General features: G+C 69.9%; 20 protein-coding genes. 13 read left to right on the top strand and 7 right to left on the bottom strand.

Annotation, left to right across the window (positions count from 1 at the left end; translation table 11 throughout):
- Nucleotides 1-44 precede the first annotated feature (44 nt).
- Nucleotides 45-1,496, bottom strand: coding sequence for a glutamate--tRNA ligase (gene gltX, locus GTZ93_RS30190; protein WP_139918088.1), 1,452 nt, complete (start codon nucleotides 1,494-1,496; stop codon nucleotides 45-47).
- Between the two features lie 88 nt (nucleotides 1,497-1,584).
- Between gltX and GTZ93_RS30195 the strand changes: the two genes are divergently transcribed.
- Genes GTZ93_RS30195 through GTZ93_RS30210 form a run of 4 tightly spaced genes read left to right on the top strand, consistent with a single transcriptional unit; the run spans nucleotide 1,585 to nucleotide 4,756 of the window.
- Complete coding sequence (locus GTZ93_RS30195; protein WP_161663154.1) at nucleotides 1,585-2,166, top strand: hypothetical protein; 582 nt, start codon at nucleotides 1,585-1,587, stop codon at nucleotides 2,164-2,166.
- Entirely contained in the window at nucleotides 2,166-3,065 is a 900-nt protein-coding gene (locus GTZ93_RS30200; RefSeq protein WP_139918672.1) for a myxosortase-dependent metalloprotease, MXAN_2677/MXAN_2678 family, read from the top strand. The genes GTZ93_RS30195 and GTZ93_RS30200 overlap by 1 nt, the downstream gene beginning before the upstream one ends.
- A complete protein-coding gene (locus GTZ93_RS30205) occupies nucleotides 3,062-4,027 on the top strand; it encodes a myxosortase-dependent metalloprotease, MXAN_2677/MXAN_2678 family (RefSeq protein ID WP_139918653.1) in 966 nt (321 codons plus the stop codon). Before GTZ93_RS30200 ends, GTZ93_RS30205 begins: the two co-directional genes overlap by 4 nt.
- A gap of 9 nt (nucleotides 4,028-4,036) precedes the next feature.
- Nucleotides 4,037-4,756, top strand: a complete 720-nt coding sequence (locus tag GTZ93_RS30210) for an HAD family hydrolase (RefSeq protein ID WP_139918655.1) — start codon at nucleotides 4,037-4,039, stop codon at nucleotides 4,754-4,756.
- Between the two features lie 28 nt (nucleotides 4,757-4,784).
- Here the strand turns inward: GTZ93_RS30210 and GTZ93_RS30215 are convergent, their stop codons facing one another.
- Complete coding sequence (locus tag GTZ93_RS30215) at nucleotides 4,785-6,842, bottom strand: TonB family protein (RefSeq protein ID WP_139918657.1); 2,058 nt, start codon at nucleotides 6,840-6,842, stop codon at nucleotides 4,785-4,787.
- A gap of 247 nt (nucleotides 6,843-7,089) precedes the next feature.
- Here GTZ93_RS30215 and GTZ93_RS30220 point away from each other — a divergent pair, with 247 nt between their 5' ends.
- Genes GTZ93_RS30220 through GTZ93_RS30245 form a run of 6 tightly spaced genes read left to right on the top strand, consistent with a single transcriptional unit; the run spans nucleotide 7,090 to nucleotide 14,319 of the window.
- Nucleotides 7,090-7,653 (top strand): chemotaxis protein CheW, encoded by a 564-nt coding sequence (locus tag GTZ93_RS30220; RefSeq protein ID WP_121751810.1) that lies wholly within the window; start codon nucleotides 7,090-7,092, stop codon nucleotides 7,651-7,653.
- Entirely contained in the window at nucleotides 7,650-9,116 is a 1,467-nt protein-coding gene (locus GTZ93_RS30225; protein ID WP_139918658.1) for a CheR family methyltransferase, read from the top strand. The genes GTZ93_RS30220 and GTZ93_RS30225 overlap by 4 nt, the downstream gene beginning before the upstream one ends.
- Before the next feature lie 60 nt (nucleotides 9,117-9,176).
- The gene (locus GTZ93_RS30230; RefSeq protein WP_120574973.1) at nucleotides 9,177-10,763 is read left to right on the top strand and encodes a methyl-accepting chemotaxis protein; all 1,587 of its coding nucleotides are present in this window, start codon (nucleotides 9,177-9,179) and stop codon (nucleotides 10,761-10,763) included.
- Nucleotides 10,760-11,173, top strand: a complete 414-nt coding sequence (locus GTZ93_RS30235) for a response regulator (protein WP_120566495.1) — start codon at nucleotides 10,760-10,762, stop codon at nucleotides 11,171-11,173. Before GTZ93_RS30230 ends, GTZ93_RS30235 begins: the two co-directional genes overlap by 4 nt.
- 10 nt (nucleotides 11,174-11,183) lie before the next feature.
- Nucleotides 11,184-11,765: a chemotaxis protein CheW gene (locus GTZ93_RS30240; RefSeq protein ID WP_139918660.1), complete on the top strand. Its 582-nt coding sequence runs from the start codon at nucleotides 11,184-11,186 to the stop codon at nucleotides 11,763-11,765.
- 16 nt (nucleotides 11,766-11,781) lie between these two features.
- Nucleotides 11,782-14,319, top strand: coding sequence for a hybrid sensor histidine kinase/response regulator (locus tag GTZ93_RS30245; protein WP_139918662.1), 2,538 nt, complete (start codon nucleotides 11,782-11,784; stop codon nucleotides 14,317-14,319).
- A gap of 93 nt (nucleotides 14,320-14,412) precedes the next feature.
- Here the strand turns inward: GTZ93_RS30245 and GTZ93_RS30250 are convergent, their stop codons facing one another.
- The 3 genes from GTZ93_RS30250 to GTZ93_RS30260 form a co-directional block, all read right to left on the bottom strand.
- Nucleotides 14,413-14,619 (bottom strand): hypothetical protein, encoded by a 207-nt coding sequence (locus GTZ93_RS30250; protein ID WP_120574963.1) that lies wholly within the window; start codon nucleotides 14,617-14,619, stop codon nucleotides 14,413-14,415.
- Nucleotides 14,616-15,257: a hypothetical protein gene (locus GTZ93_RS30255; RefSeq protein ID WP_139918663.1), complete on the bottom strand. Its 642-nt coding sequence runs from the start codon at nucleotides 15,255-15,257 to the stop codon at nucleotides 14,616-14,618. The genes GTZ93_RS30250 and GTZ93_RS30255 overlap by 4 nt, the downstream gene beginning before the upstream one ends.
- Before the next feature lie 124 nt (nucleotides 15,258-15,381).
- Nucleotides 15,382-16,326 carry a histidine kinase dimerization/phospho-acceptor domain-containing protein gene (locus GTZ93_RS30260; protein WP_139918665.1) on the bottom strand — a complete coding sequence of 315 codons (945 nt, stop codon included), beginning with the start codon at nucleotides 16,324-16,326 and terminating at the stop codon, nucleotides 15,382-15,384.
- A 280-nt stretch (nucleotides 16,327-16,606) separates the two neighbouring features.
- Between GTZ93_RS30260 and GTZ93_RS30265 the strand changes: the two genes are divergently transcribed.
- From GTZ93_RS30265 to GTZ93_RS30275, 3 genes are all read left to right on the top strand, one after another.
- Nucleotides 16,607-18,682 (top strand): heparinase II/III family protein, encoded by a 2,076-nt coding sequence (locus GTZ93_RS30265; protein ID WP_180946072.1) that lies wholly within the window; start codon nucleotides 16,607-16,609, stop codon nucleotides 18,680-18,682.
- 71 nt (nucleotides 18,683-18,753) lie between these two features.
- Nucleotides 18,754-20,073, top strand: a complete 1,320-nt coding sequence (locus GTZ93_RS30270; RefSeq protein ID WP_139918675.1) for a nucleotide sugar dehydrogenase — start codon at nucleotides 18,754-18,756, stop codon at nucleotides 20,071-20,073.
- A 130-nt stretch (nucleotides 20,074-20,203) separates the two neighbouring features.
- Nucleotides 20,204-21,916 (top strand): TldD/PmbA family protein, encoded by a 1,713-nt coding sequence (locus tag GTZ93_RS30275; RefSeq protein WP_139918676.1) that lies wholly within the window; start codon nucleotides 20,204-20,206, stop codon nucleotides 21,914-21,916.
- Here GTZ93_RS30275 and GTZ93_RS30280 read toward each other — a convergent pair.
- Both GTZ93_RS30280 and GTZ93_RS30285 read right to left on the bottom strand, forming a co-directional pair.
- On the bottom strand, nucleotides 21,913-25,005 hold the full coding sequence (locus tag GTZ93_RS30280) for an alpha-amylase family glycosyl hydrolase (RefSeq protein ID WP_139918667.1): 3,093 nt from the start codon (nucleotides 25,003-25,005) through the stop codon (nucleotides 21,913-21,915). The two genes, GTZ93_RS30275 and GTZ93_RS30280, sit on opposite strands and share 4 nt — an antisense overlap.
- Nucleotides 25,006-25,043: 38 nt before the next feature.
- The gene (locus GTZ93_RS30285; protein WP_139918668.1) at nucleotides 25,044-26,015 is read right to left on the bottom strand and encodes a gluzincin family metallopeptidase; all 972 of its coding nucleotides are present in this window, start codon (nucleotides 26,013-26,015) and stop codon (nucleotides 25,044-25,046) included.

Raw genomic sequence — 26,015 nt, forward strand, 5'->3', positions numbered from 1 at the left:
CCGGCCAAGATAGGGCCCGGCGATGCCCGCGTCCACCGTCAATCTCACGTCCCGCGAGTCAGCGCCGCGTCGATGCGCCGCAGGGCTTCGTCGCGCCCCACGAGCAGCAGCGTCTCACCGATGCCGGGGCTGGTGGTGTTGCCGGTGATGGCCACGCGGATGGGCTGGGCCACCTTGCCCATGCCCACCTGGGCCGCCTCGCTCACCGTCTTCACCACGCCGTCCAGCGGCTCCACCGTCCATGCGGGCAGGGCGGCCAGCTGCTCCCGGGCCTGGCGCAGCAGATTGAGCGAGTCCCCGCTCAGGTGCTTGGCGGCGGCCTTCTCATCCAGGGTGACTCCGCTCTTGAAGTAGATGGACGCGGTGTTCGCCATCTCGTCCAGGGTGCGCGAGCGCTCGCGCAGCGCGAGCACCAGCGGCTCCAGGCGCGCGTCGCCCTTCGCCTGGAAGCCGCGGGCCTCCAGGAAGGGGACCAGCCGCTCCGCGACCACGGCCGGGGGCAGCAGCTTGAACCACTGCTGGTTGAGCCACTGGAGCTTCTCCGGGTTCCACACGCCGGAGGTGCTGCCCACGCCGTCGAAGTCGAACCACTCCACCATCTGCTCGCGGGTGATGACCTCGTCGTTGCCGTGGCTCCAGCCCAGGCGGATGACGAAGTTGAGCAGGGCCTCCTGCATGATGCCCGTGCGCTTGTGCAGCATCACGTCCGCTTCCGGATGCTTGCGCTTGGAGAGCTTCTCCCGGTCCGGCCCCAGGATGAGCGGCAGGTGCGCGAAGTCCGGCGGCGTCCAGCCCAGCGCCTTGTAGAGCATCAACTGCGGGAAGGTGGAGTTGACGTGCTCCTGGCCGCGCGACACCAGGGTGATGTCCATCAGGTGGTCGTCGATGACGCAGCCGTAGTTGTAGAGCGGGATGCCGTCCGCGCGCATCATCACCCAGTCATCCAGGTCCGAGTGCGCCTTGGTGATGGTGCCCAGCACCTTGTCGTCGAAGGACACGGTGCCCTCGCCCGAGGGCATGCGGAAGCGGAGGACGGCGTCCTCCTGCTTCTTGCCGGGGGGCGGGCCCTTCAGGTCGTGGCAGGTGCCCTCGTAACGGTAGCTGCCCTGGCCCTTCGCCTTCTCCACCGCCTCGCGGCGCTGGGAGATCTCCTCGCGGGTGCAGTAGCACCGGAAGGCCTTTCCCTCCGCGAGGAGCTGGTCCGCGTGCTTGCGGTACGTGTCCAGGCGCTGGGTCTGGAAATAGGGACCGTACTTCGGGTCCTCCTTGCCGGGGCCCTCATCCCAGTCCAGTCCCAGCCAGTCGAGGCCATCCAGGATGGCCTGGACGGACTCGGGCGTGGAGCGCTCCTGGTCCGTATCTTCCATGCGCAGGATGAAGGTTCCGCCGTAGCGCTTCGCGTAGAGGTAGTTGAAGAGCGCGGTACGGGCGCCTCCGATGTGGAGGTATCCAGTAGGTGACGGAGCGAAGCGGACGCGGGGTTTTGACGGAGCCATGGGCAGGCGCGCGATAGCAGGACGGGTGCACGAGGGTCAACGCAAGCCGCCCGCTTGGGGTTAGGCTGCGCGGCCAAGGAGACTATCCATGTCGATTCGACACGCGGTTCGCACGGTGGTGCTGGCCACCCTGCTCGGAGGGCTGCCGGTGGGGGCCACCACGATGCTGCGGGCGGACCTGCCGCAGATGGCGCAGACGTCGGACGCGGTGGTGCAGGGCGTCGTCCGCCGCGTGCAGAGCCGCTGGAGCGGGGACAAGCGCCGCATCGTCACCGACGTGGAGATTCAAGTGACGGAGACCCTCAAGGGGCAGCCCGGCGGCACGGTGGTCGTCACCCAGCCGGGAGGCCGGGTGGGGGACATTGGCCAGGTGGTGGGTGGCCTGGCGTCCTTCTCCGAGGGCGAGGAGGTCGTCGTCTTCCTGGAGAAGCGCGGCGCGGCCGCGTTCCAGCTGGCGGGCATGGCGCAGGGCAAATACCAGGTGCAGCGCACCGGCCCGGGCGCGATGGCGGTGCCGGCGTCCACCGGGGACGCGGTGTTGATTGATCCGAAGACGCGCCAGGAGACGGCGTCCAACGCGAAGACGGTGACGCTGGAGGAGCTGAAGGCGTCCGTGCGCGCGGCGGTCCAGGCGCAGCAGGCGGCGCCCGCGAAGAAGGGGGCGAAGTGATGGGCGCGCTCGCGTCGTGGGTGGTGCTGGCGGCGGTGATGGGACAGAGCTCCGCGCCGTACGTGCGCAGCCGCGTGTCCCCCGGGGATGAGAACACGCAGTGCCTGTACTGGACGCAGACTCGCGTCACCTATCAGCAGAGCACCGTGGGCAACCCGAAGGCGACGAACCACACGGAGTTCGACGCCATCACCCGCTCGTTCCAGAGCTGGCAGGACATCTTCGCCAGCTGCGGCAACCTGACGCTGGCGGAGGGCGCGCGCGTGAACTCCCGGACGGTGGGCTACAACCGCTCCGGCGACAACATCAACCTCATCCTCTTCCGGGGCCGCGCCTGTCGCGAGGTCGTGGACGCCAACGACGCCTGCTTCACCCAGGACACGTGCGCGAACACGTACGACTGCTGGGATGACAGCGACGGCACCATCGCCATCACGCTCACCACGTACGACGAGCGCACGGGCATCGTCTACGACTCGGACATCTCCTTCAACTCCGCGCGCTTCAACTTCACCACCGGCAACGCCGGGCCGTGCGGCATCGTGGCCACGCCGGACTGCGTGGACACGGATGTGCAGAACACGGCCACCCATGAGGTGGGCCACTTCGTGGGCCTGGACCACACGCTGGCGACGGGCTCCACGATGAACCCCAGCGCCCCTCCGGGCGAGACGTCCAAGCGCAACATCGACCCCGGTTCGCGCAGCTTCGTGTGCGCCGCGTACCCCAAGGGCAGCGCGAGCCAGCCCTGCTTCCCGGTGACCAACTCCAACGGCAACGGGAGTGGAGATGGCGGCGGGGACGGCGATGGCTGCACCGCGGCGGCTGGCGGACTGGCGGTGCTGCCGCTGCTGGCCGCGGCCTCGCTGCTGGCGCGCCGCCGGCGGGGTGGACGGTGAGTTGTCGCCTGCTGCTCCTGGGAGTGCTGCTGTGCGCGGGAGCGGCGGGCGCGCAGCAGGACTTCAAGCGCACGCTCGTGCCGGGCCGGCCGTTGTGTCTGGTCTGGCCGGGGCGTGACTACGTCTACCACCTGGACGCGGCCGGCAGCACGCGCACGCCCGGGGACACGGAGGTCGTCGCCATCGAGGCGGCCTTCGACGCGTGGCGGGCGCTGTCCTCGACGTGCAGCGACTTCCGTTTCATCCGGGGCGAGGATTGGTCGCGCCCCGTCGAGATCGGCTACGACGAGGAGCACCGCTTCGACAACTACAACGTCGTCACCTTCCGCGAGCGCAACTGCCAGGACGTCGCCCCTCCGGACGATGCGTGCTGGGCGGAGGAGACGTGCGGCAACGTCTACCAGTGCTGGGCGCACGGGGGCGCCACCATCGGGCTCACCACTTCGTCGTTCAGCTTCAAGGACGGCTCGGTGGTGGACTCGGACATCGAGCTCAACGCGGCGGAGACGGACTACGGTCCCAGCTTCCTCTTCACCACCGTGAATGGGCCGCCGTGCTCGGGCCCACCGTCCACCGACTGCGTCGCCACGGACGTGCAGAACACGATGACGCATGAGATTGGCCACGTCGTCGGGCTGGACCACGTCTACTCCGCGGGCTCCACCATGGAGGCCACCGCCTCCCAGGGCGAGACGTCCAAGCGAGTCATCGACGCGGGCTCGGCGGCCGGCTTCTGCTCGGCCTATCCGCGCGGCCTGCCGCCCACGCAGTGCCGCATCCCGGAGGACCCGGGCCTGAAGCTCGTGGCGGACGGGAAGGGCACCGGCTGCGGCGCTTCCGCGGCAGGACCGGGCGTGGCCGCCGTGCTGCTCTGGAGCGTGGCGCTGATGCGCAGGGGCAGGCGGTCAGCGGCCCCTCGGGCTGGCCTCCCCGGCGCTGCCCCGGGCGGACCTCGCGGTTAGACTCTGACCGTGGCCGTCGCCTTCTTCGACCTGGACAGGACGCTGCTCGCCGCCAACTCCGCGTCGCTCTGGGTGCGCCGCGAGCTGGCATTGGGGCACATCTCCCGCTGGGAGGCCCTGCGCGCCAGCCTGCTGCTCGCGCGTTACCACCTGGGCTTCGTGGCCATGCAGGACGTGCTCCTGCGGGCCACGGCGCTGCTCTCGGGCTCCGACGCCAGGGCCCTGGAGGCGCGCTCCGCGGACTTCTACGCGGAGGCCGTGCGCGGGCAGTACCGGCCCGGGGCCCTGCTCGCGCTGGAGGCCCACCGCGAGGCCGGAGACCAACTGGTACTGCTGACCTCGTCCTCGGGCTACCTGTCCGACCTGGTGGCGCGCGAGCTGCGCCTGGACGGCGTGCTGTGCAACCGCTTCGAGGTGGACGCGGCGGGACTGCACACCGGGCGTCCGCTGGGGACCGTGTGTTTCGGCGAGGGCAAGCGGTTCTACGCGGAGGCCACCGCGAAGGAGGCGGGGGTGCCGCTGTCCGCGTGCGCCTTCTACACGGACTCGTACTCGGACCTGCCGGTGCTGGAGGTGGTGGGGCGCCCGGTGGTGGTGAACCCGGACCACCGGCTGCGCCGTGAGGCGCGGAGGCGGGGCTGGCCGGTGGTGGACTGGGGCGTGCCTTCTGGAGGCGCCACCCCGTCCGTCCCTCCGTCGCCGCCGCTCGTTCCCTCCACCGGCCCTTGAAGGACGCGGTGGAGGCGCGTTGCTTCTTTCAGCGGCGCGGGGACACGAGCCGCATGGTGAACGTGTAGTCCACGTTCGCCGGGCGGCCCTGGTACTGGATGGGCTTGTAGACGCGCGACTGGAGCGAGTCGAGCACCGCCTTGTCCATGTGCTGCACCATCTTCAGGATGCGGCAGTTCTCCACGCGCCCCTTGTTGGTGATGGTGCAGCGCACCGCCACGAGCCCCTCCGCCTTGATGGCGAGCGCCTCGCGCGTGTAGGCGATGTCCCGGCCCTCCTCCAGGAGCGTCGGCCGCTCCATGGCGTCGTTGAAGGGGATGACGGCGTTCGGGTTGACGGGCGCGAGCGCGCCAGTCGTGAGCGACGGCACCGCGAGGCTGCCCGCCGCGCTGACCGGTGCCGCGGCGGACACGCCCACCGCGCCCGGCGCCTTGTCCGTCGTCGTGGCGGGGACGGCCGCGGGGGTGGCCGGGTTCGCCGTCATCATCACCGGCGCCGCGAGTCCACCCGGCGTCGCCGGGGCCACGTTCTCGAAGTCCTCGGGGGTGGAGGCGGTGGCCAGGTCCACGCGGCTCGGGCGCTCACCGCCGCCCCGGCGCTTGGTCAGCTTCTGGGACAGCACCACCTCACCGGAGCCGCCGGTGATGATGGTCTCCGTCTGGTAGCCCTCCAGCGCGAAGGTCAGCTCCGCGGTGATGCTGCCCTCGCTGCCCAGCGGCAGCTCCAGCATGAAGGGCGTCACGCCCTTTTCCTTGCCCTTGTAATAGACGCGCGCGCCGGACGGCTGGCTCATCAGCCGGAAGCGCACCTTGCCCGGCGCGGGCGCCGCCGTGGGGGCTTCCGCCGCCGGGGCCGGTGTGGCGGGGGCCGTGGCCTGGGTCACCGGCTGCGCGGGCTTCTCATCCGGGCTGCCGCCGCGCAGGAAGAACAGCGTGATGCCCACCAGGCCCGCGACCATCACGCCACCCAGCGCGCCCATCATGAGCGTGCGCTGGCGGGCGCGCTGCACATCCGCCGGCACCTCCACGCTGATGTCCACAGCGAGCCCACCGTCCGCGGGCTCCGCGTTGCCCACGTTGGCGAACAGCGGGGACGCGTAGGGGCCCGTCGTCGGCGGCGAGGGGTAGGGGCCCGTCGTCGAGGCGCCGCCCAGCCGGCGGAACACGCCGCTGTTGCCGCCCGCGGCCATGTGCGCCTCGCGCAGGCCCTCCAGCACTTCGTCCATCGTCTGGAAGCGCCGCGCCGGATCCTTCTCCATGCAGCGGCGCACCACCATCTCGATCTCCGGCGGCACCGCGAGATCCGGGCGCACGGCCTGGAAGGTGGGGGGCGGTTCCTTGTAGTGGGCGAAGATGAGCTCGATGTGGTCGCGCGCGATGAAGGGCGGCCGGCCCATCAGCATCTGGAACAGCATGATGCCCAGCGAGTACACGTCGCTGCGCGCGTCCGCCACGTTGCGCGCCTGCTCCGGCGCCATGTACTGCGGCGAGCCCAGGAACGTACCGTTCTGGGTGATTTCGGGGCTGACCGGCCCCTCCTGCGGCCCCACGGACTTCACGAGGCCGAAGTCCAGGACCTTCACCAGGTCCTGATCCGCCTCATTAAGGATCATGATGTTCGCGGGCTTGAGGTCGCGGTGGATGATGCCCAGGGCGTGCGCCTCGCGCAGCGAGCGGCACACCTGCTGCGCCACCGATACCGCGCGCGCCCAGGGCAGGGGACCGGCTTGACCCAGCACCTGCTGGAGCGTGCGGCCCTCCAGGTACTCCATCGCGATGTAGTAGATGCCGTCGTCCGTCTGCCCGTAGTCGATGACGGTGACGGTGTTCGGGTGCCGCAGCTTCGACGTCAGCGACGCCTCGCGCAGGAAGCGCTTCTGGAAGCCGGGGTCGCGGCTACTAGGGAAGGTGGGGTTGAGCACCTTGAGCGCGACCACGCGCTCCAAGGGGGCCTGGAGGGCGCGGTATACCTTGCCCATTCCACCGACGCCCAGGGGCTCCAGAATGCTGAAACGGCCGTTCAACGTCCGGCCGATGAGCGGATCCGTTCCCGGGGCCTCAGGGCTCGGGGAATCGCTCTTGATCATTCGTGTCCCCTAGAAGCTGCGTGCAACATGGTTTCTCCGGCAAAAGCAGCAGCTCCGTATCCAAGCACAACTCGCCGGTGCGGCGCACGCCAAGGGGGTCCGGAATCCACCACGTCGGGGCAAGCGCGACCCCGGTCGTAGGGGGGGATGTGAGTCGCGACCTTCGGGTAAGCCCGCATTGCTTTGGGTGGGGCTCCCGGATTACGGTTTTTCTTCCTGCCTGCCATCCGGCGGGCCGAGTTCTTCGATGGCCGAAACCCCCAGAGTCCCCGTCCCTCCACAGGCGCGCCGGCTCTCCGTGCAACAGCGCCTGAGCGCGCTGGAGGCGGAGCAGAACCAGCTGCGTCAGGAGCTCGTCACCTTGCAGGGCGAGGTCCGCCTGCCAGGCCTCTACCTGACCGTGGAGGCAGGCAACACGACCGCGCTCGTGCCCGCCAGGCAGGTGCAGGAGGTGGTGCGGCTGGTGGCGCTGGATCCGCTGCCCGGCGCGCCGGTGCACGTGTCCGGTTCATTCGTCTACCGCGGCAGCCCGGCGGTGGTGGTGGACGTGGCGCGCCTGATGGGCGTCAAGCGCACGCCGGATCTGGACTCGCTGCTGGTGGTGGTGGACGCGGGCCGCATGGTGGCGCTGCTGGTGGACCGGGTGAAGGACCTGGTGGAGACGCCGGTGCTGGTGGACGGCTCGCAGAGCGGCGAGGAGAAGCTGCCGTGGGACGGCACCGGGCTGATGGCGGGCTTGTGCCGCACGCCGGAGGGCCTGCGCCCGCTCCTGCGCACGAGCGCGCTGCTGAACGGGACGGAGGGCCTGTGAGCGACGGGCTTCTCGACGACGCCACGCTCGCGAAGGTCGAGGAGGTGCTCCAGGGCGCCTGCGGCCTGACGCTCGCGAGCAGCCTGCGTCGCTCGTTGGAGCCCGCGCTGTCCCGCGCGGCGCTGTCGCGCAACCTGTCCGAGACGGCCTTCCTGCGCCAGTTGCTCATTCGCGAGCCGACGGCGGTGGAGGCGTTCATCGAGCACGCCGTCATCGGCGAGACCTACTTCTTCCGCCACCCGGAGCACCTGCGCGCGCTGGCGTCCCGGGCGCGCCTGCACCAGGGCGGCCCGTTCAACGTCTGGAGCGCTGGCTGCGCGAGCGGCGAGGAGCCCTACAGCATCGCCATGGCGCTGATGGACGCGGGGCTGGGCAACGGCGGGCGCTTCCGCGTGCTGGCGACGGACGTGTCCGGCCGGGCCCTGCAGCGCGCGAAGGCCGGCGTGTACAGCCCGTGGTCGCTGCGGCGCATCGAGCCGGACCTGGAGAAGCGCTTCCTCGTTCCGCACCCGGGCTCGTCGGGAAATGACACGCAGCACTCCGTCACTCCGGAGGTCGTGCGCACGGTGGACTTCCGCCGCCACAACCTGGCCACGGACGCGGTGCCGTCCCTGGGCTTCCACGCCATCTTCTGCCGCAACGTCCTCATCTACTTCACGCCGGAGCTGGTGCGCGCGGTGCTGAGCCGGCTGGTGAGCGCGCTCGCGCCGGGCGGGCTGCTCTTCGTGTCGCCCGCGGAGGTGCCGCTCACCAACGGGATGGGGCTGGAGACGCTGGACGTGGACGGCACCCCCGTCCTGCGCATGCCCTTGGAGCAGCTGTGGACCGCGGGCGAGTCCGCCACCGTGTCCCCTCCGCGTCGCGACGCGGCCTCGGCCTTCACCGCCGCCTCGCTCCGCCGGGAGACGCCGGTGCCGGGCAGCTTGCGGATTTCGTCCCGCCGCCCCACGCCGTCCGCTCCCATGGCGGTCTACTCGGCGCGGCCGTCCAGCCCGGCTCCGGTGGCGGACGCCCCGCGTGCCCAGGCGTCCACGCCGGCGGCTCGCGCGGCCCAGGACGCGGGACTGCTGACGCGGGCGCTGGAGGCGGCGCACGCGGGCCACTTCGAGGAGGCGGAGGCGCTGGCGCGCGAGGCGGCGCGGGCGCTGTCTCCGGAGGCGTACCTGCTCCTGGCGATGGTGGCCGAATCGCGCAACGATCTGGACGCGGCGGTGGAAGCGGTGCGCAAGGCGCTGTATCTGGAGCCGCAGCTGGCGCTGGGACATGCGACGCTGGTGGCGCTCTACAGCCGCCTGGATCGGCGCGAGGACGCGGAGCGCGCGAGGCAGAACGCGCTGCGCGCGCTGGATGGATTGGATGACGAGCACCCGCTGCGAGGCGTGGAGACGACGATGACGGCGGGGGGCTTGCGGCAGGCGCTGGCTCCCCGGCCTTCGCAGATGGGCTGGCAGGGCGCGCGCTGAAGTCGTGGGGCGCGCCGGTACACGTGAGGTGGGGACAACGTGGAAGCGAAAGGTTTGAAGATGGCGTCGCCTCAAGGGGCGGATTCGACCAGGCTCAGCCTGCGGACGAAGATCCTCGGGGGCACGGGCATCTTCGGCGTCGTGCTGGTCGGCATCCTGACCTTCGCGTTCTGGATGCAGATGAGCGATGGCCTGCTGGATGAGCTGACCAAGCGCTCGCGCGCGGTGGGCATCGGCATGGCGTTCGCCGTGGGTGCGTCCGCCGCGGCGAACGACGCGATGATGCTCCAACTGGGCACCGACGCGGCTCTCAAGAGCGTGCCGGACATCGCGTACATCGTCATCCGCGACGCGAGCGGCAAGGTGCTGGCGCGCTCCGCGGACGAGCACTTCGCGACCGCCGCCGCCGTGGAGCCCGCGGACGGCGACGCGGTGGTGGACCGCCTGCTGACGGCGGGCACGCTGCCCGTGGTGGAGACGACGGCGCCCATCCTCTTCGGCCCGCCGGGCGGCGCGCTCAAGCGCGTGGGCACCGTGCAGCTGGCGCTGGACCGCGAGGCGCTGGCGGACTCGCTGTCCTCCAGCACCTGGCGCACCGCGGGCCTGGGCCTGCTGGTGCTGGTGCTGGGCCTGCTGGCGGCGGCCGGCATGGCCAGCCTGTTCATCCAGCCGCTGGAGCGGCTGGCCCGCGCGGCGGTGGGCATCGCGGCGGGGGACCTGCGCCAGCAGATCGACACGACCGGCACGGACGAGATTGGCGAACTGGCGGGCAGCTTCGCCACCATGGCGGACGCGCTGGTGCACCTGCTGCACGACCTGCGCGGCGCGGCCACGGACCTGGAGCACGAGGCCGCGGGCGTGCTGGCCACCTCCACGCAGCAGTCCGCGATGGCGCACCAGCAGGCGTCCGCCATCAACGAGACGAGCACCACGGTGGCGGAGATCGCCCAGACCTCCAAGCAGGCCACGTCCTACGCGGACGCGGTCATCGCCCAGACGCAGAAGTCGGAGTCGCTCAGCGCTCAGGGACAGAAGGTCGTCACGGAGAGCGTGGAGGGCATGGAGAAGCTGGGCGAACAGGTGAAGGCCATTGCCCTGGCCATCACCGACCTGAACGAGCGCACGCTGCAGATCAGCGACATCATCGGACAGGTGAAGGACGTGGCGGAGCAGTCCAACCTTCTGGCCCTCAACGCCTCCATCGAGGCGGCGAAGGCGGGCGAGCACGGACGCGGCTTCGCGGTGGTGGCCACGGAGATGCGCACGCTGGCGGAGCAGTCCCGCATGGCGGCCGAGCAGGTGCGCGTGCTCCTGGGTGAAGTGCAGAAAGGCACCCGTCTGGCGGTGACCACGACGGACGAGGGCAGCCGGCGCGCCCAGGCGGCGATGGAGCTTGCGCGCGGCGCGGGCTCCACCATCCTGGGCCTGTCGGAGGTCATCCGCGAGTCGTCCGGGGCGGCGCGGCAGATCGCGGGCAACACGCGGCAGCAGACCATTGGTGTGGAGCAGATCGCCACGGCGATGGGCGAGCTGACGTCCGCCATGAGTGATTCGGTGGAGGGCACCCGGCGCATCGAGCAGGTGGCCGGCAATCTCTCCATCTTGTCGAAGCGCTTCTCTGAACTTGTAGGCAGGTACCAGCTATGAACAGCAACGTGACGGGTGGGGCACGCAAGGCAGCGAAGGTGCTGATCGTGGAGGACACGAAGACCATCACCAACCTCCTGCAGGTCTACCTGATGGGGTGGGGGCTGGACTTCGTGGACGCGCCCAATGGCGCGGTGGGACTGAAGCGGGCGCGCGAGCAGAAGCCGGACCTCATCATCTCCGACGTGCAGATGCCGGAGATGGACGGCTTCGCGCTGTGCGCGGCCATCCGGGGCGACCCGAAGCTGCACGACACGCCCTTCATGCTGCTCACGTCGCTGAAGGACGACGCGAGCCGCCAGAAGGGGAAGCTCGTCGGCGCGAGCGCGTTCCTCAACAAGCCGGTGTCCGTGGACGACCTGCGCTCCAAGGTGCGGGACATCCTCAAGCTGCCGGCCACGAAGTACTGACCGCCCGCCCATGTCTACTGACGACCGCAAGCTGCTGCCCATCGACTTCGACGAGCTGAAGGCCTCGCTCGACGCGGCCCAGATGCTGCTGGAAGGCGCCACCGTCGTGAGCGCCCACAGGCGGCGCGAGGTGCTGCACCAGCGCGCGGTGGCGCTGGCGAACTCGCGCCACGAGACGCGCCAGGAGGTCGTCACGGTGCTCGCCTTCCAGGTGGGCGGCGAGCGCTACGCGGTGAAGATCGACTACGTGGACCACGTGCTGGAGTCGCGCGGGATGTGCTCGCTTCCCGGGGCGCCGCGCCACGTGCTGGGGGCGCTCCTGTCGCGCTCGCGCATCGTGCCGGTGCTGGACCTGCGGCAGTTGCTGGGGCTGGAGGGCGGGGGCATGTCCGACCTGAGCAAGGTCGTGGTGGTGGAAGTGGACGACGAGGCGTTCGGGCTGGCGACGGAGGTCGTGGACGGACGGCTGGAGTTGCCGCGCGCGGAGCTGTCCCAGCCGCCGCCGGGGCCGTTCCTGTTCCTGACGCCGGACCGGCTCACGGTGCTGGACCTCACACAGCTGGGCAACCCGGCGGCCGCAAGGCGCGGCTAGAGGGGACTGGGGTTTCATGGATCCGCAGTTGCTGCGCAGCATCTGGCCGGTGTTCGCCGCGGAGACGCGCGAACAGATTCAGGCCATCGGGTCGAAGGTGCTGGGGCTGGAGCAGCCGGCCAGCGCCCGCGACGCGGACCTGATGCCGTCGCTGAAGCGCGTGGTGCACAGCCTCAAGGGCTCCGCGGCGAGCCTGGGGCTGGACGACATCGAACGCATCGTTCACGCCATCGAGGACGGGCTGTCCCACGTCGACGTGGATCAGCCCATCTCCCGGGGCGCCGTGGAGGCGATGCTCCGGGGCCTCTCCGCCATCGAGAACGCCCTCAACCGGGGCGACGCGGGTGAACAGCCCGTGGTGGACGGCGTGGGCTCGCTGCTCAAGGCCCTGGGCCACGAGGAGCCGGCCCCCCCCGGGTCCGACGACGCCGCCATCAACGGCCCGTTGGGCGAGGACGGGCTGAAGGCGCTGGTGGCGCTGGAGACGGCGCTGAGCACGCTGGTGTCCCCCAAGGTGGAGGACCGGGCGGGCGCGGTGCGTTCAGCGGTGGACCAGGCGCACGCCCTGCGTCAGATCGCGGAGGCCGTCCAGGCGGATGCGGTGGCCACGCTGGCGGAGGCCGCGGCGCTGGGCTTCACGCGCATGGAGGAGGGCGGGGACGCGGCGGGACAGGCGGCGGCGGAAGTGGCGGGTGCGCTGGTGGACCTGCGCATGGCGCTGAGCGTGGCGGAGGAGGCTGTCGCGGTCCTCAAGCCCGAGCCTGTGAATCTGACTCCGGCCCCTGCGGCGAAGCCCGCGGCGCGTGCGAGCACTCCGGCTCCTGAAGGCCGCGCCGGGACGGTGGACCGCGCGGTGCGCGTGTCCGTGAAGACGCTGGACTCGCTGGCGCTCCAGGTGGAGCACCTGGTGTCCGGGCGGTCGCAGCAGGGCCGGCGCACGGAGGGCTTCCGGTCGCTGACGGATCAAGCGCACGAGGTGCTGCTGCACCTGGAGCGCGCCGCGTCGCAGCTGGCCATGTCCGGAGGCGGATCCGCGCTGGAGCCGCTGCGCACGGGCGTGGGCCTGATGCGCACGATGCAGAAGCGCCTGCTGGAGCATGCGAAGGAGGCGCACCGCGACGGTGAGCAGCAGTCGCTCATCGGTCAGGTCATCCGCGACGACCTGCGCGACCTGCGCATGGTGCCGGCCTCGCAGGTGCTGGAGCCCCTGCGGCGCACGGTGCGCGAGACGGCTGCGCGGCTGGGCAAGGAGGTGGCGCTGGAGCTGGGCGGCACCGACGTGCGGCTCGACCGGCGCATCGTGGACGCGCTGAAGGATCCGCTGGTGCACCTGGTGCGCAACGCCATCGACCACGGGCTGGAGATGCCCGCGGAGCGCAAGGCGGCGGGCAAGCAGGAGACGGGCCGGTTGGTGGTGCGGGTGGAGGCGCGGGGCACGCGCATTGGCGTCATCGTGGAGGATGACGGCGCGGGCCTGGACCCGGTGCGCGTGCGCGCGACGGCGGTGCGCCGGGGCCTGATGAACCAGGAGGCGGCGGACAAGCTGTCGGACGCGCAGGCCGCGCGGCTCATCTTCCAGCCGGGCTTCTCCACGCGCGACGAGGTGACCTCCACGTCGGGTCGTGGGGTGGGCCTGGACGTGGTGCTGGCCACCGCGCAGCGGCTGCAGGGCAGCGCGGACGTGGAGTACACGCCCGGCAAGGGCACGCGCTTCATCGTGGACCTGCCGTTGACGCTGGCGGCGGCGCTGGGCCTGCTGGTGCGCACCGGCACCACCATCACCGCGATTCCCTCCGACACCGTGAAGCGCGTGCTGCGGCTGGACGCGGACGACGTGGGCACGGTGGCCGGACGCGTGGTGGCGCGGCTGGATGGCGAGCAGCTCACGTTCCTGTCGCTCTCGGAGGCCATCGGCCTGCCGCGCATGCCGCTCGCGCTGGAGTCGGGCCGGCGGCAGACTGCGGTGCTGCTGTCGCTCGGTGAAGAGCGCGTGCTGTACGCCATCGACGAGGTGGTGGGGCAGCAGGAGCTGGTGGTCCGCGCGCTGGGCAAACACCTGCGGGACGTCACGCACCTGGCGGGCGCGGCGGTGCTGGACGACGGCCGCGTGGTGCCGGTGCTCAACGCGCCGGAGCTGCTGCGCGCGGCCAAGCCGGACACGCGCACCTCCGGTGGTGAATCCAAGCTGCCGCGCATCCTGGTGTGCGACGACTCGCTCACCACGCGCTTCGCGATGAAGTCGCTGCTGGAGATCGCCGGCTACCCGGTGGTGACGGCGTCGGACGGCGAGGAGGCGTGGCAGGTGCTGGAGCGCGTTCACTGCCACCTGGTGGTCAGCGACTGGCAGATGCCCCGGCTGGACGGCGTGGGACTGGCCCGTCGCATCAAGGGCCACCCCATGTTCCGGCGCACGCCCATCATCCTGGTCACGTCGCTGGACAGCAACGAGGACCGCGCGGCCGGTCTGGAGGCGGGCGCGGACGGCTACCTCGTCAAACGCGAGGTGGAGCGCGGCAAGCTCCTGGAGCTCGTGCGCCAGCTGCTGCCGGGCTGAAGCAGGGCAGGGCAGCCTGGAAACGACGACGCCCCGTCCTTCGCCTGGAGCGAGGGACAGGGCGTCTGTTCTTTTCAGCCGCGAGCCGCTTCTTCAGCGCGGGCGGACCCACGCCTTGGGCCAGTCGTCGAACTCGGTGACCTCCTGGTCGTCGACGAGCAGCGTGTACATGGACTCCTCGGGGAAGTCGCCGATGCGCAGGCGCAGTTCCTTGCCCTCCGCCTTGGTGCGCAGCGGGTGGAGCGGGTCCGACGTCTTCACCCACTCCAGCTTCTGCTTCATCAGTTGATCAGCGTTCATAGCTTTGCCTGTGGCTTGGCGTAGATGTTGTCCACGGCCTGGTTGGTACGCTGCGAGCTGTTGATGATCTTGTCGTACGCCTGCGCCTCGCTCAAGCCACTCTTCTTGGCCTCACCGACGAGCTGGTCGAAAGAGGGGCCGTCCAGACGGCCGTACTTGAAGAAGTCGCGCGCCTTGAGCATCGCGGATTCAAACGTGCCCATGAACTCACGCGCGCCCACGCGGGCCTCGTGGCGGATGGCGTGCGCGGCCTTCGCGCGGTCCGCCAGCGACGCACCCTGCGCCTGGAGCTTCGCGTCGTTCGCGGGGATGCCGGCGATCTGCTGCTTGTACCAGGCGCGGATCTCGGTGTTCGTCGTGGGCTTCTTGGCGCCGCTCGCCTGCGCGTTGTTCACGCTCGCCGCCCCTTCGGGGTTGCGCGGGCGGGTGCGCGACGGGCTGCCGGTGGACACGTCACTCGGCGGCCGGTTGGCCGTCGGGGGCGCCGAGTTCGACCGGGCGGGCTTCGTCGGCGTTGAGGACGGCGACGTCGTCGTGGTGGGCTTCGCATCCACGGAGTTGCTGCGACGCGGCTGCGGCGTCGACAGCGCCGAGTCGGACTTCGTGGAGAGCACGCTCGAGCTTCGGTTGAGCTTCATGGGGGAGGCCTTCGGGGTCAGGAAGGAAAACCGCTTTCCCTTTTATCGCAGTTGCGAGTAGGCGAGTTGCGACCTCCGCCTACCTTTCGCGCACTGGCCTGACGTCTCCCGCCTTCTCATATCCTCAGCAGTAGGCAGGTACTGGGAAGGCGTCATCCCCCGGCAGCACCAGGGTGATTTCCAGCCTGGGCTCCACGGCCACGGCCATCGTGCCTCCCAGCCGCTCCGTGAGCTGCTGGAGCATGGCCTGCGTCCGCGCCGTCAGGGCCGCGCCAGGGCAGGCCTGGACGCGCAGCAGCCACTGGGAGGCCTCCTGGGCCGGGCCCAGGTGGACGTCCACCGCTACGGCGCCAACGGTGCCCCTGGCGAGGGTGCGGGCGAGCAGCTCCCAGTCCGCCCGGGCGCCTTTCACCGGCACGGTCCGTTCCGCGGGCAGCGTCAGCGTGGCGGCGGCGCGGCCTCGCGTGGGCGCGAAGGCGCGCGTCAGCACGGGGCGCAGGTCATCCAGGCCCGGCACGGGTGGTGCCAGGCGCCGGTCGATGAGCTCCTTCTGATCCGCGGCGACCTTGGCGATGCGCTCCAGGTAGCGCTGCGCCTGCGGGCCCAGCGGTCCGCCGGTGCCCTTGAGCATCATGTCCACGTAGCCCTTGATGACCATGAGCGGTGTACGCAGGTCATGCGCCGCGCGCGAGCGCCGCTTGTCCTGCACCGCCACGGTGCGCTCCAGGCGCCGCTTCGCTTCCAGCAGCCGGGCCTGTCGTGCGCCCTGGGCCGCCTCGCGCGAATGCGCCGCGAGCAGCGCCGGGGCGAACGTGCTGAAGCGCGCCACCACGCTCCGCTGCGACGTCGTCAGTGGCGCGGGCCATATCTCCATGACAGAGGACCGTTTCGATGCATCCGCGCGACGGGCGGGGACGTTCCCCACCTTCATCACGCAAACGCGTCCTTCATAGAGGGCCGCGCCGGTCGCACCGGTCAGCCGCAAGGACGCCTTGAGGAGAGCCTCCAGGCCCGCGCGCGTTCCTTTGCGCAGCGCCTGCTCGGCCACCGCCGTCAGCGTCGTTTCCATCCTGGCATCGAGGTCGTCCTCGATGCGCCGCCCCATCCAAGCCCCAGCCCGCACGCGCCAAGGAATGGTCATGCCCGTCAAGAGGCGCAATGGCTCCACCGGGGAGCACTTCCGTTCCGCACCAGGCAGCAATCCTTTACCCACGCTGATCACGCCGGGCGGACATTTTTACCGCCGTTCGGGCAGCCCCCTCGCGCCAAACCCTTGCTCTTGCTGGGAAAAGGTTTTGGCCAGCCGCTTGCTATCACCAGCCCACGTCAGGCTGGGCGGGAAGGGGCGGATGGGTACTCTCGATTACTACGCGACGATGGCTCGGATGGCGCCTGGGGCGCTCGCGAAGAGCGCGGTCCGCCGGGTCCAGAAGGTCGCACGGCAGGCGCTGTACCGCCGCCGGGAGCAGGTGGACGAGGCGCAGCTGCTGGAGTCCTTCGGCGCCACCCGCGCCGAGGACCTGGTGACGCTCGCGCTGGATCACCGCACGTCGCGCGCATGGTGCGAACTGTCGCAGCGCGAGTCCGCTCGCGCCGCCATCCAGAAGCTTCCGGGCGCGAAGGTGCGCACGCTCGAGCGCGCCGAACAGGCGCTCCGTCAGGAGTGGGACGTCTTCGGCATGAAGGTGGCCTTCGGCGAAGGCAAGCCGGTGGACTGGTCCCTGGAGCCGGTGAGCGGCCGGCAGTATCCGGTGGATCCCGTGGAGCGCATGCCGCTGCACGTGACGGGCATGGATCCGAAGTACCCGTGGGTGATGGCCCGGCTGGACAGCGCGCTGGCCCTGGCCCAGGGCGCGTGGGTTGCTGACACCGAAGCGGAGCGCTCGCGCTTCGCCACGGCCTTCGTCGCGCAGACGCTGGACTTCCTGCAGGCGAACCCCGTGGGCATGGGCGTCCATTGGACGTGCCCCATGGAGATTGCCCTGCGCGCGGCCAACATCGCGCAGGCGTTGGTGATGTTCGCGGACGCGCCGGAAGTGCGCCGTCCGGAGTTCCTGGTGCCCGTGCTGGGCGCGCTCGCGGAGCACTGCGCTTGGGTGGAAGCCCATCTGGAGGACACCAGCGCGGTGCCCAACAACCACCTCGTCTCCAACTACGTGGGGTTGGCGGTGGTGGGGCTGCTCTTCCCGGAGCTGCCCGGCGCGCCCCGTCAGGTGGCGCTCGCGGCGAACGGCCTGCGCACCCAGATGGAGGCTCAGGTCCACCCCGAAGGCACGTCCTTCGAGGGCTCCATTCCCTACCACCGCCTGTCGGTGGAGCTGTTCACGCTGGCCTTCCTCGTCGCTCGCGGCGCGGGCGTGTCGATGGGCCCCGCGTACGAAGCGCGTCTGCGCCTGATGTTCGTCGCGGCCCGCGCCTGGTCGTCGGAAGCCGGCCTGGCTCCACAGATTGGCGACAACGACAGCGGCCGCGTGTTCCCGTTCCAGGAGCGCGAGGACGGGGATCACAGCTACCTCGCGGGGCTGGGCGCGGCGCTCTTCAACGACGCGGGGCTGGGCGGCGGCGTGTTCCCGGACGAGGCGGCGTGGCTCCTGGGCGACGCGGGCCTGGTGCGTTTCAACGCGCTGCCCGTGGCTCCGGCGCCCGCGTCGGTAAGCTTTTCGGAAGGTGGCTTCCACATCTTGCGCGGCGAAGGGGTCGTGCTCACCGTCTCGGCCGGAAAGCAGGGGCAGCGGGGCGTCGGAGGACACAGCCACAACGACAAGCTTTCCTTCGAGCTTCACCTCGCCGGCCGCCCCGTCATCGTCGATTCAGGCACGGGTTCGTATACGCGGGATCCGGCCCTGCGCAACGCGATGCGGAGCACCGCGGCGCACAACACGCTTCAGGTGGATGGGGCGGAGCAGGCCCCGTTGGATCCGGCGCGGCTGTTCGCGCTGCCGGAGGATGCCCGGGCTCGCGTCGTGGCCTTCCAGCCCGGCGCGAAGCATGACCGGTTGGTGGTGCGCCATGACGGCTACCGCCACCTGCCGGCCCCGGTAGGGATTGAGAGGACTTTCTTCCTCGACCGGCACGTGCGCGCGCTGGCCGTGGGGGACCGGCTCGTCGGAACGGGCCGTCATGAGGTGGTCGGACGTTTGCACCTGCCAGATGCGCAGGCGCGGTGGTGCCAGCCCGCAGCGGAAGTGGTGGCGCGGGCAGGGCGCGTGCAGGAGGGCCCGGAGGCCTTCGATGCACGGGCCCTTGAGATTGGACCGGCGGATGCACCCGCGGGTTGGGTGCTCTTCGGGCGGGGGTTGGAGACCCTGCTCGTGCCGTCTCGCTACTCGCCCGCGTATGGGCGCGTGGTGCCGGCGGTGTCGGTGGAGTTCCGGAGGCAGCTGACGCCTCCGGCATGGTTGGGGTGGGTGTTCGTCTTCAGGTGATTGGTGTGGGTCGGGACGTGTGAGCCGGCGAGGCCGCACGTCAACTGCTGGGAGTAACGACAATGCGCGTGATGGTTGGCAACCCGTTGCTGGGTCGGATTCAGAATCGGGAAGCGAAGGTGGGCGTGGTGGGTCTCGGGTACGTCGGTCTTCCGCTGGGCATGGCCTTCGCGGAAGCAGGCTTCCCGGTCACGGGGCTGGACGTCGACCAGCGCAAGATCGACAAGATCGCCAAGGGTGAGAGCTACATCAAGCACATCCCCAGCGCGCCGCTGGCGGAGCTCACCACCGCTGGCAAGCTCAAGGCGACCAACGACTTCGCGAAGTCCCGCGAGCTCGACTGCGTCATCATCTGCGTGCCCACGCCGCTGACCGCGTCGCGTGAGCCGGACATGACCTTCATCATCCAGACGGGCGAGGCCCTGGCGCCGTACGTGCGCCCCGGCCAGCTCTTCATCCTGGAGTCCACCACCTACCCGGGCACCACCGAGGAGATCCTCAAGCCCCTGCTGGAGAAGAACGGCCTCAAGGCGGGCGTGGACTTCTTCCTGGCCTTCAGCCCCGAGCGCGAGGACCCGGGCAACAAGGGCTTCAACACCAAGACGATTCCGAAGGTCGTGGGCGGCTACTCGCCCGCGTGCCTGGAGGTGGCGGTCGCCCTCTACGGCAGCGCCCTGAAGGAAGTGGTGCCGGTGACCTCCACGCGCGTCGCGGAGCTCTCCAAGCTGCTGGAGAACATCTACCGCTGCGTGAACATCGCCATGGTCAACGAGATGAAGATGCTCTGCGACCGCATGAACGTGGACGTGTGGGAGGTCATCCAGGCCGCCAGCACCAAGCCCTTCGGCTTCCAGCCGTTCTACCCGGGCCCCGGCCTGGGCGGGCACTGCATCCCCATCGACCCGTTCTACCTGACGTGGAAGGCGCGCGAGTTCGAGTTCCACACCAAGTTCATCGAGCTGGCCGGTGAGGTGAACTGGCAGATGCCCTACTACGTGGTGCAGCGCACGATGGAGGCGCTCAACCAGAACAAGAAGGTCCTCAACGGCGCGAAGGTCCTCTGCATCGGCGCGGCGTACAAGAAGGACATCGACGACCACCGCGAGTCCCCGTCGCTGCGCGTGATGACGCTCCTCAAGGAGAAGGGCGCGGACATCGCCTACCACGACCCGTTCGTGAAGGAGCTGCACAAGGGCCACGGCTTCAACATGGAGATGAAGTCCGTCCCGCTCGACCCGGAGACGCTCAGCCAGTACGACGCGGTGATGATCCTCACCGACCACTCGCACATCGACTACAACGAGCTGGTCCAGCGCTCGAACATCGTCGTCGACACGCGCAACGCGACCAAGGCCGTCACCCAGGGCCGCGAGAAGATCGTCAAGGCGTAGGCCTGTAACGAACAGGGCATGCGGGCAGGAGGGTCCTCGCTTCACGCCAGGGTGCGTGAGGGGAGGGCCCTCGCCGCGTTTCTGGCTACAGTGCGTGGCCGTGCCCGGCTCCTCCCGTCCCCTGTTCCCGATGCTCATGGCCGCGTCGCTGCTGATGGGCGCGGCGCCCGCTCCCGACCCTCGCGCTCCGTTGCTGGACGCGATGAGCGCGGAGCTTCAGCGCAACCAGCAGCAGCTCAAGGTGAACGGCCATGAAGCGCCGTACTTCCTGAGCTACGGCGTGAAGGACTACGAGTCGCGGTTGATCATCGCGCGCTACGGAGCGCTGTTCCAGGACGATGACTACCGCGAGCGCAAGCTGGGCGTGGACGTGCGCGTGGGCAGCTACGACTACGACAGCTCCGTGGCGGACTCGCTCGACTTCGGCTTCAGCACCAGCAAGGGCTCCAGCTTCACCGCGCGCAAGGACGGGCCGCAGGACGACTCGCCGCTCGCGCTGCGCACGGCGCTGTGGCTCGTCACGGACGAGAAGTACAAGGCCGCCCTCTTCCAGTACCTGAAGAAGAAGGGCGAGGACGTCTACTCGGTGGAGGACCCCAAGCGCCCCGCGTCCTTCTCCAAGGAGACGCCGGCCACCTACGTGCAGCCGCCGGTGGCGTTCCCTTTTGATCGCCCGAAGTGGCGCAAGCTGGCGCGCGAAGTGTCCGCGCGCTTCAACGCGCACCCGGAGCTGTTCGATTCAGAAGTGCGCATCACCGCGGACAAGGTCACGCGGTTGTTTACGTCGTCCGAAGGCACGCGCCTCATCACGGAGGAGACGCTGTACGCGTTCCACGTCTCCGCGGTGACGCGCGCGCCGGACGGGCAGCTGCTCGACAACTCGCGCAGCTTCTACCTGCCCACGGAAGCGGGGATGCCCGACGAGGCGCGCGTGCACGCGGCGGCGCAGAAGGTCATCGACGAGCTGCTCGCGCTGCGGCAGGCACCGGCCATCACCCCGTACGCGGGCCCGGCCATCCTGGCGCCGGAGGCCGCGGGCGTGCTCTTCCACGAGACGCTCGGCCACCGGCTGGAAGCGGACCGGCAGGACGGCGACACCGACGGCAAGACGTTCAAGGGACAGGAGGGGAAGCAGATCCTCCCGGCCTTCCTGTCGCTGCGGGATGATCCGTCCCGGCGCGAGGTGAACGGCGAGCCGCTCAACGGCTACTACCTCTACGACGAAGAGGGCGTGAAGGGTCAGCCGGTGAGCCTGGTGGAGAAGGGCGTGCTCAAGGGCTACCTGATGAGCCGTCACCCAGTGGAGGGCTTCCCCAAGTCCAACGGCCACGGACGCGGCCAGGGCACGCTCCAGCCGGTGGCGCGCATGGCGAACCTGCTGGTGGACAGCACGAAACAGGTGAGCGACGCGGAGCTGAAGAAGCTGCTCGTCGCGGAGGCGAAGCGGCAGGGCAAGCCGTTCGGGCTCATCATCCGCGACATCACGGGCGGCAACACCAACACGTCCAGCTACGGCTACCAGGCCTTCAAGGGCGTGCCGCGCATGGTGTACCGCGTGGACGTGAAGACCGGCGAGGAGACGCTGGTGCGCGGGGTCGAAATCGTGGGCACGCCGCTGTCGTCCGTGAACCGCATCCTCGCTACGGGCCAGAAGCTGGGCGTGTTCAACGGCTTCTGCGGCGCGGAGAGCGGCAACGTGCCCGTGTCCACCGTGGCGCCCGCGGTGCTGCTCCAGGAGTTGGAGCTGCAGCGCACCATGGAGGGCAAGGACCGGCCGCCGCTGTTGCCCAGCCCGGCCGCCCCTCAGAAGGGGACGGCCGGACCGGAGGCGAAGAAGGACTAACCGACCTTCTTCAGCACCACGTAGCCGGCGGCGGGGATGTTCACCGGGGTGTTCCCGCCGTTCAGCGTGGCGCCGTAGTTGCCGAAGTTGCCGCCGCCGTACACGGAGGCGTCGCTGTTCAGCACTTCCTTCCACTGGCCCGGGGGCAAGGGCAGCGAGTAGCCCTCCAGGTTCTTCTGGTTGAGGCTGCCCACCACGAGGAACTCCTCGTTGCCCGACTTGCGCGTGAAGGCCATCACGCTGTCGTCGTTGTGGGTGTAGACGCGCTTCACCTCCGCCGCCGCGCTGAAGGCGTCGCTGCTGTTCCGCAGGCCGATGGAGTCCTTGTAGAAGCTGAAGGACTGCCGGCGGGTGACGTCCAGCATCGCGTCCTTGCGCTCGGAGGCGGGCAGGGCGGCCACTTCCGAGAACAGCTTCTTGTCGTCCGCGGAGAAGGCCTTGTACGCGCTGTCCTTCGCGCGCGCGTCCGGGGACAGCTCGAAGAGGCGCTCGTAGGTGGCCTTGGTGGTGTCGTTGAACGTCACCTTGCCGAAATCCACGCCCTGGCCCACGTCCTGCCAGCTCCAGTCGCTGTCCCAGGTGGACGGGTTGCCCCACTTGAAGTCGTTCTGGGCGCCGAACTCGTCACCCTGGAAGAACATGGGGATGCCCGGGCCGGCCATGCCGATGCCGGCGGCGAAGCGGGCGGCGCCGCGCGACCAGTTGTCCGGGAAGTCGGTGGCCTCCGCGCCCTCCGCGGTGTTCATGGTGCGCTCCGCGTTCCCCACCTCGTCGTGGTTGCTGATGATGGACAGCGCGTGCTTCCAGCCGTCCAGGCCGCGCGGGTTCGTCATCAGGTTCACGAACGCGTCCACGTCCGTCTTCATCCCGCGCGAGGCGGCCTGGATCAGGCCCGGCTTGCTGTTGTCGCGCACCAGCCGGTGCTGGAACTCCGTGTACCACTGGGCGTCGAAGCCGCCGCCCGTGCCGTCCGACTTCGCCGGACGCGAGATGTCCGGCTCGTAGTCGAACTGCTCCGCCACGGTCCACGCGTCCGGGTTGATGAAGTGCACCTGGCGGTTGATCTCCCGGAGCATCTCCCAGCCGTCCTTGCCGCCCGTGCCCTTGATGGGCTCCGTGAAGTCGAAGCGCAGGCCGTCGAACTTCAGCTCGGCGATCTGCTGCACGGCGTGGTCCACGAACAGCTGCTTCACCTGCGGCGTGTTGTACGCGGGCACGGCGCCCCACGGGGTGTCGCGCTGCTCGAACTGGCCGGGCTCCTTGGACCAGTTGAAGTAGGGGTTGCTGGGGCCGCCCACGTTCCACAGGCCGTTGTGGTCGCCGAAGACGTGGTTGTAGACGACGTCCGACACCACGTTCAGGCCCTTGCCATGGGCCGCGTCGATGAAGCGCTTGAGGGCCTCATCGCCCTCCACCCACTGGCCCGTCTCGTCCTCGAAGCCGAAGGAGCTCTCCGTGGCCAGGCTGTTCACGCCCAGGTAGCCCCAGTTGCGCGCGCCTTCCACTTCGTTGGTGGGCAGCAGCTCCAGCGTGGTGACGCCCAGCTCCTTGAAGTAATCCAGCTTCTTGATCAGGTCCTCCATGGTGGAGCGGTTGGCGTTGCCCGCCTCGCCCAGGAAGCTGCCCGGGTGGAGCTGGTACACCACCCACTTCGACGGATCCTTCTCACGCGGGACGTCGTCGTTCTTGAACTGGAACGTCGTGGGGTCGGTGAGGATGGAGCCGCGGAAGGACACGCCGCTGCCCGTGGTGATGAGGTCGCTCCACGGGTCGTTCTCCGCTGACGCCAGTCGCTCCGTGTCGGAGAGCTTGCCGTCGTTGTTCACGTCGTCGCGCAGGTGGAGCTTGCCCTGCGCGTCCTTGTCGAACACCTGGAACTCGTAGCGCAGGCCGGCCAGCTTCTCCGGGTCATTGACGAGCGCCGTCCACGCGCCTGCCTGGTTGGTCATCTTGATGCGGCCGTCGTCGGTGACGTTGCGCGACCAGAAGTCGTTGAGCTTCCCGCCGTGCAGCTTGTCGATGAGCGTGTCGTCGAACTTGCCCAGGCGCTCCTGGAGCTGCTGCTTGTTGAGCGGGTTGCCGTCGCCGTCCTTGAGGATCAGGAACGCGCTGTCCGCGTCCTCCGCGCTGTCGATGTCGAAGCGCATCAGGCCGGTGGCGCCGGTGAAGTAGCGGTCCACCTCCTTGCCGCGCGTGGGGTCCAGGTAGAGCCGGTCCAGGCCGCGCTGCTCGCCCATCATCCGGCGCGCGTAGGGGTCCGGCCGGTCGCTGACAGCGCCCGTGGAGTCCACCACTTCGTAGACGTAGGCCTTGCCCTCCATCTGGGCCCACGCGCCCTTGGCCTGCGTGGTCCAGTTGCCGCCCTCGTCGCGCGTCATGGGGATGCGCTGCTCGCGGCCCTGCTTGTCCGTCACCTTCACCTGCACGGCCCGCGCGTCCGGCGCCCAGAACTTGAAGTTCACGTCCTGGCCGGACTTCTGCGCGCCCATCGTGTGGTACGTCGTGGGCGAGTACGACGCGGTGGACTTGGACAGGTCCAACTTGAGATTGCCCTCGCCCATCACCGCCCACTGGTCCTTGCCGGACGGGCCGTCCACGCTGACGCCCCACTCCCAGTTGCGAGCCAGGCCGTCGTCCGCCACCTTCACCGTGGCCTCGTACTTGCCGTTGCCCAGCGGCTTCATGGGGATGCCGCCAGAGGACCACTGCGCGTTGTAGCGGCCGTCCGTGTCCCAGCTGCCCTTGAGCTTCGGGTTGGTGAGCTCCGCGTGAGGGCCCGCGTCGTACGTGAACGTGATGGTGCGCGTGGTGGGGTTCGCCACCGTCGCGCCGTTCTTCACCGCGGACGTGGGCGCGGCGCCCAACAGCGCGCTCGCGTTGGCGGAGCGGGCCAGGTTGCCGGTGCCGGCCACCGGAGCGCGAGCGCCCGTCGCGGGAGCGGACTCGAATCCGGACTGGTTGCGCTTCGCGGCGGCGGCCTTCGCGGCGGCGGCCCTCTGCCGCTCGGCCAGCGTGGCGGCATCCGTGGTGGTGTTACCCGTGGTGGGGGACGAGGTGGGTTTCGGGCGGTTGATTTTCGAATCGGTCACGGGGGAGACCTCCGGCGGCCCACGCATAGCGGGCTTGCTCAACTTGTCGGGCTTGGGGCCACCGGAGTTGTGTCCGGGGGCGTGGAAGTGGGCGAATGTGGGGTAGACGGCGCTGGGAGCTTGGGATTCCCAGGAATTCCGCGCCCTTCCGGGCGTGGAAGGACCAGGGGTGGGGTCAGCCGGCCCCCCTTGAAGCCCCGCAGGTACACGTAGCGGCGGAAGTCGCGGAGGAAGGCATCCACGGGCAGCCCGATGGCCTCCAGGAAGCCTCCGGTGAAGTCCTGGCCCCGGCGCATGGAGGCGAGGACGCCCCGGACGCGCGCCTCTCCGTAGCGCTCCATGAGGAAGGTGAAGGCGTGGTGGGCGGCGCCGTAGACGGTGGCGTTCTCGGTCTCGTAGAGCGACTCGGCGCGGGCGAGCGGATCCGCCTGGGGGTACTGGTGGAGGAAGCGGGACAGGTCCTCCAGGCTGGGGACGCGGTAGCCCTGGCCGGCGGTGTACGAGGCCATGCCCTCGCTGAACCAGATGGGGATGCCCTTCTTCGTCCAGTCCGACACGGAGGCGGACGCCTGCCACATGAGGCTGTGGGTGAGCTCGTGCAGGAGCAGCTCGTCCACCTGCTTCTGGGTGGCGCCGGCGCGCGTCCAGGTGCGGGGGCTCTGGACCTCCACCTGCTCGTAGCGGGCCCAGGCTCGCAGGAAGTCGTAGCCGGAGCGGCGTGCGGCGCGCTCCAGGGCGGCGTGGTTCGGGTGGATGACCAGGGTGACGGGCTCCTGGAAGATGCCCCAGCGGGCCAGGCTCGGCGCGGCGTTCTCCACGGCGCGGCGGACCATGTCCGCGGCCTGGGTGTCCTTCGCGGAGTGCTCGAAGAGGAACTCACCGCCGGGCAGCGCCAGCGTGGCGGTGGGGCTGTCGGCCTTCTTCGGCGCGGCAGCGCACGCGGAAAGGAGGACCGTTACCGCGAGCAGGGCGGGCAACAGGCTCCATCGTCCGGTACCGCCCACCCGCAT

Source organism: Corallococcus exiguus (assembly GCF_009909105.1).
Classification (GTDB): domain Bacteria; phylum Myxococcota; class Myxococcia; order Myxococcales; family Myxococcaceae; genus Corallococcus; species Corallococcus exiguus.

What these genes read in the sequence shown, in the direction of transcription:
- gltX (WP_139918088.1), bottom strand. Translation starts at nt 1,496, where the DNA reads ATGGCTCCGTCAAAACCCCGCGTCCGCTTCGCTCCGTCACCTACTGGA.
- GTZ93_RS30195 (WP_161663154.1), top strand. Translation starts at nt 1,585, where the DNA reads ATGTCGATTCGACACGCGGTTCGCACGGTGGTGCTGGCCACCCTGCTC.
- GTZ93_RS30200 (WP_139918672.1), top strand. Translation starts at nt 2,166, where the DNA reads ATGGGCGCGCTCGCGTCGTGGGTGGTGCTGGCGGCGGTGATGGGACAG.
- GTZ93_RS30215 (WP_139918657.1), bottom strand. Translation starts at nt 6,842, where the DNA reads ATGATCAAGAGCGATTCCCCGAGCCCTGAGGCCCCGGGAACGGATCCG.
- GTZ93_RS30220 (WP_121751810.1), top strand. Translation starts at nt 7,090, where the DNA reads ATGGCCGAAACCCCCAGAGTCCCCGTCCCTCCACAGGCGCGCCGGCTC.
- GTZ93_RS30230 (WP_120574973.1), top strand. Translation starts at nt 9,177, where the DNA reads ATGGCGTCGCCTCAAGGGGCGGATTCGACCAGGCTCAGCCTGCGGACG.
- GTZ93_RS30235 (WP_120566495.1), top strand. Translation starts at nt 10,760, where the DNA reads ATGAACAGCAACGTGACGGGTGGGGCACGCAAGGCAGCGAAGGTGCTG.
- GTZ93_RS30240 (WP_139918660.1), top strand. Translation starts at nt 11,184, where the DNA reads ATGTCTACTGACGACCGCAAGCTGCTGCCCATCGACTTCGACGAGCTG.
- GTZ93_RS30245 (WP_139918662.1), top strand. Translation starts at nt 11,782, where the DNA reads ATGGATCCGCAGTTGCTGCGCAGCATCTGGCCGGTGTTCGCCGCGGAG.
- GTZ93_RS30250 (WP_120574963.1), bottom strand. Translation starts at nt 14,619, where the DNA reads ATGAACGCTGATCAACTGATGAAGCAGAAGCTGGAGTGGGTGAAGACG.
- GTZ93_RS30255 (WP_139918663.1), bottom strand. Translation starts at nt 15,257, where the DNA reads ATGAAGCTCAACCGAAGCTCGAGCGTGCTCTCCACGAAGTCCGACTCG.
- GTZ93_RS30260 (WP_139918665.1), bottom strand. Translation starts at nt 16,326, where the DNA reads ATGGAAACGACGCTGACGGCGGTGGCCGAGCAGGCGCTGCGCAAAGGA.
- GTZ93_RS30265 (WP_180946072.1), top strand. Translation starts at nt 16,607, where the DNA reads ATGGGTACTCTCGATTACTACGCGACGATGGCTCGGATGGCGCCTGGG.
- GTZ93_RS30270 (WP_139918675.1), top strand. Translation starts at nt 18,754, where the DNA reads ATGGTTGGCAACCCGTTGCTGGGTCGGATTCAGAATCGGGAAGCGAAG.
- GTZ93_RS30275 (WP_139918676.1), top strand. Translation starts at nt 20,204, where the DNA reads ATGCTCATGGCCGCGTCGCTGCTGATGGGCGCGGCGCCCGCTCCCGAC.
- GTZ93_RS30285 (WP_139918668.1), bottom strand. Translation starts at nt 26,015, where the DNA reads ATGCGGGTGGGCGGTACCGGACGATGGAGCCTGTTGCCCGCCCTGCTC.